Below are 4,008 nucleotides of genomic sequence, written 5' to 3'. Positions count from 1 at the left end.
GTATGCAACATTGTGCCAACCGGTTTCTTTAAGGACTTCATTGGTTGCACGCTGAATGACTTCAATAGGGTTTTGTAGATGCTTTTCTGCATCAATATTCGTTGCCCCAGCCTGAATTTTTTCGATTTGCGATTCCAGCATTTTCAAAAATTTGGATGAGTACCAGTCTTCAAACTGTTTATAGCTGGATGCAGGGTCCAGGCAGTCACGATAGGCAAAGGTGTTGATTTGTTCATCGGTTTGCTCTCTTTTGGTTTTGTTTTTTCCTATCTTACTGGCGGTTAGTCTCTTCTCTTTCCAAAGGCGTCCTGTGCCGTAGTATCCAAAAACCGGCAGGTCCTGATTATGGTTTGAGCTTCTGATCAGTTCCTGAAGCTCTTTGCCGTCTCGTTTTAGCTGCTTTGTTCCAGGGTCGTCTTTGGTCTGAGAGCGTCTTGCTTCGCTGTCCCGAAGGCGCAACCATTTTGCTTCGCCCCTACCGTAGTTCCCCGTCACTTCTACAACACTGGGGAGGTTTCTATGCACCCCGGTTTCATCTGCCTTTGAGAGCATAACGTCATCAATTGTTATGGTATTCGCTGGGTCTGCATAAGCTGTTTTTGCCAGATCAAAGCAGCTGACATAAGGCCAAAGAGCAATGCGTATGGCATCCAGCAATGCTGTTTTACCCTGTCCGTTTTCTGCAACCAGCACTGTCACTTGTGGGTGCAGGTTTACCTCCAGCTCCGGGTAACAACGAAAATTGGTGAGTTTGATTCGTTCTAATTTCATACACTTTGCTCCGGCGACATAGACCGGGATAGTAACTTTTTCAGGTCATAGTTAAGGCTACTTACAGCAAAATCTGGCTCTTTGGTAAAGGGGTTGCGGATGTAATAAGGCCCTTCGTAATCATCGCCATCGACGATCACAACAGCGAGAATGAATTTATCAGCCTGATTCAGTGCATAAATGATCTCATTTCGACTGACTGTAATAAAACTCTGGCCTTTGGCCCGACCTTTTACTTCAATGTGCCGATCTTCTGGAATAGAGCCGTCTTCATTGGCTGGAGGTCTGCCAGTGATATCCCACCCGCACTTGTCAGCAGAAACATCCTTCACAGTGTGACCAAGTGCTTCTTCAGCCTTGGTGACTGCCCGCATGGCGACCTGTTCAATACGAGATCGGGCGAGTGCATCAGGACAGAAACTGGTTTCTCCTTTACGCATGGATAGCAAGCCTTGGGGAATAACCAGGGCACCACTGACGATATTAGGTGTATTGGACACAACATGTCGTTTAGCCTCCAGCTCTTGAATCCGTGACTCGAGCCTTGCTGAAATATCATCGTGGCGACGACGTGCATTTTCTGGTTGCATCCTTGGTTGTTTGCCAGCCTTCACGTCCGTTTTGAGCTTGATGTATCGATCTGCCCAGTAGTTGATCTCTTTGGTTAACCGCTCTTTCACAGCCGATAGTACTTTATCAGTCTGTCGGCTCTGCCTGTCTCTTATCTCGTCATAGTGATCAGGCACCAGTTTTTGAGAGGCATGATTCAACGCCAGACTCTCCAGGTTCTGTGTTATCCAGGGTGCATTCAGAATATCGGTAATTAGTTTGTGGTCGTAATCGTCTATAGGCTGCAAATCCAGATGAGGAGCCCAGCCTGCGTTTTCAGCCTTGCCATGTTGATCGATCTGTACAAATTGGAGCCGCCTTGAAACTACCTTGGGGTTATCGCCACTGCCTTCACGCACAGAGTGGTCGATCATAAACAGGATTTTAGGCTCGACAGATTCATCGGTAGGATCAACCAGCACTGTGCCTTGCTTGAGCTTGGACCTGTGTGCTGACAATACTAAATCAGTCGTCGAATGCATGAGTGGGTGTGCAGGATGAATCAGGTCTGCCATCGGCTTACGTTGCAGTCGAATGTCCTGCTTTTCGAAACAAATTCGTTCGTACTTGCGAAGCACAGGCGTTCTGGTCTCGCCGATTATACGATCCCGCTCACGAATAGCCCCCGGTACATAGCGCACTTCAAAGCGACCAGTTTCTCTGGGGCGGATTTCACCACCAAGACTCTTGAAGGCCTCGGTAAAGAAGGCTTTTATAAAATAAGGCTGGAGCTTGCGAGCTTCTGCTTTCTCCATTTCTTCTTTAACGGCATAGAGTTGATCCAGCCCCATCTGTTGCTCAACCAGCGCATTGCGCTTGATGATTTCCTTTAGCCGTTTTGTATCCAGTGCACCTTCGATGGCCTGGTCCAGTCTTGCACGGACTTCTGGTTGCTCACCATAGCGGATGGCTTCTACCAATAGGTCTTTCAAGGAAACGTTATCAAAAGCTTCACCGAGAATATCGAAGACTCTACCTCCAAGGGCTGCCTTTTCGATCTCCAGCTTGTCGAACAACTTCTGGAATACATCGCCTTCTCGGGTTTCGTTCGCCACGATATTCCATAGATGACAGACTTCGGTCTGACCTATGCGGTGGATGCGTCCAAATCTTTGCTCCAGACGATTCGGATTCCAGGGCAGGTCGTAATTTACCATCAGGTTGGCATTTTGCAGGTTTACCCCTTCGCCTGCTGCATCGGTAGCAATTAAAATAATCAGGTCTTTATTGTTACGGAATTCTTCCTGTACCTTGCGGCGAAGATCACGATTAACACCACCATGAATAACATCAACGGCATTAGTTCTTCCCAGTAGCCCGCGAATACGGTCTGTCAGGTAGTTCAGAGTGTCTTTGTGCTCAGTGAAGATGATCATCTTGCGGCGACTGCCCGATTTGTTATACATCTCGGGCTGGTCTTGCAGCAGCTTGGAAAGCTCCTCCCATTTCCGGTCATTGCCGGATTGCACGAGCAGCAGTGCGCTTTTTTCAAGGCTTTGCAGAATACAGATTTCAGCTTCCAGTTCTGGAATGGTTGCAGACGCTGTTGCCTGGTCAATGACCTCATCAACGAGCTCTTCATACTCTTGCGCGTTGAGATCTTCAGCGACTTCTTCCAGCTCCTCAGGTACTCGATATTTGCCAAGCGTTTCTGATATCTGGTAGGAGCTGACAGACTGACCTCGGGCGATCAGTTTCATCTCTTCGAGTTTGCTTTCCAGTCTCTTTTTACGACGCTTCAACGATTGGTAGATGGCCTCAGGACTGGATGCCAGACGACGTTGCAGTTGCGTCAGAGCAAAGCCAACAGTACCCTTACGCTTACCATCAAGAAGCGCTTCTGCCCGGTTCATCTCATTACGAACATAGTCCGTTACATCTGCATAGAGAGAGGCCTCTAAATCGGATAAATCATAATTCGCTGTGTAAGCCCTGCGCTCAGGGAACAGAGGCTTACCATCAAACTTGAGCAGCTCTTCCTTAACCATCCGGCGCATCATGTCGTTCACATCAACCTTGTGAACGCCTTCTCGGAACTTGCCATAAAAACGATCACCATCCAGCAGCGTCAGCCAGGTTTGGAAGTCTTCTTCCTTACCGTTGTGCGGGGTAGCCGTCATCAGCAAGAAGTGCCTTGTAATGGAGCCCAGCAATTCTCCCAGCTGGAAGCGTTTGGTCTTATTCACCTTGCCGCCAAAATAGCTCACCGACAATTTGTGCGCTTCATCCACGATGATCAGGTCCCAGTCAGTGTTTTTCAGCTTCTCTTGATAATCCTCATTACGGGAGAGCTGATCCACTCGGCAAATCAAGAGATCCGTTTCATCAAAGAAATTGCCTGAGGCGCATTGTTCCTGCTTCTCTTTGCTAAATATCTCGAACCGGGTACCAAACTTCTCCAGCATTTCATCCTGCCACTGCTCTGTAAGGGAGCCTGGAGCAACGATTAGAATTCGACGGGCATCGGCCCTCATCAGCAGTTCGCGTAACAGTAAGCCAGCCATAATTGTCTTGCCCGCACCAGGGTCATCAGCCAGAACGAAACGCAACGGTTGCCTGGGTAGCATAGCTTCGTAGACTGCCGAAATCTGGTGGGGTAGAGGTTCTACATTGGAGGTATGCACAGCC

Annotated in this window: 2 protein-coding genes; both read right to left on the bottom strand. The window is 48.5% G+C overall.

The window, feature by feature from the left end; all coding sequences use genetic code 11:
* The coding region (locus KDK17_RS04235; protein ID WP_257287426.1) for an AAA family ATPase at window positions 1-771 on the bottom strand (771 nt) is incomplete at its 3' end.
* Window positions 768-4,008, bottom strand: a 3,241-nt coding sequence (locus KDK17_RS04230; protein WP_257287425.1) for a helicase-related protein, incomplete at its 5' end; no start/stop codon positions are given. The genes KDK17_RS04230 and KDK17_RS04235, both read right to left, overlap by 4 nt.

Source organism: Endozoicomonas sp. SESOKO2, from assembly GCF_024606245.1.
GTDB lineage: Bacteria > Pseudomonadota > Gammaproteobacteria > Pseudomonadales > Endozoicomonadaceae > Endozoicomonas_A.
Note: the sequence above shows the minus strand (reverse complement) of the source record. Positions and strands in the feature narration are given on the sequence as shown.